Source organism: Vibrio sp. 10N.222.55.C6 (genome assembly GCF_041473395.1).
Taxonomy (GTDB): domain Bacteria; phylum Pseudomonadota; class Gammaproteobacteria; order Enterobacterales; family Vibrionaceae; genus Vibrio; species Vibrio crassostreae_C.
The window spans coordinates 1-425 of sequence record NZ_JBFRSD010000602.1 but is presented as its reverse complement, the minus strand read 5'-3'; the positions used below and the strand labels follow the sequence as shown (position 1 = coordinate 425).

1 protein-coding gene is annotated in these 425 nt (G+C 45.4%); it reads right to left on the bottom strand.

Annotation, left to right across the window (positions count from 1 at the left end; all coding sequences use genetic code 11):
• Positions 1-425, bottom strand: a 425-nt coding sequence (locus tag AB4486_RS25275) for a sodium/glutamate symporter (RefSeq protein WP_372119467.1), incomplete at both ends; no start/stop codon positions are given.

Sequence of the window (425 nt, the reverse complement as noted above, 5' to 3'; positions counted from 1 at the left end):
TCTAAAAATTGAAATGATGTGAGGGCTTGTTGTTGCTTTTTGGCATTTGAATCGATTGAGCCTGATTGCTCATCGGTAGGTTTGAGGTTATGACGCTTGATGAGAAACTTTGCAATAGGACCGCCCATAAGGCTGGCTAAAATCAGCCCGAACGTTGCACTGGCGATACCAATTTCCATTGCGCTTTCTAGGCCGAATTCTTCTGCAACCTTGGGTGCCCAAGCAATCGCGGTGCCATGTCCGCCAATCAGTGAAATACTTCCGCTGAGTAGACCAAAGACAGGCTCTAGGCCAAACATTGATGCGACAGAAATACCGACGATGTTCTGCATGATCATGAAGAAGATAGTGATTGCTAGCAAAATGACCAAGGGCTTTCCGCCTTTGAACAGATCTTTCAAACTTGAGTTAATACCAATCGTGGT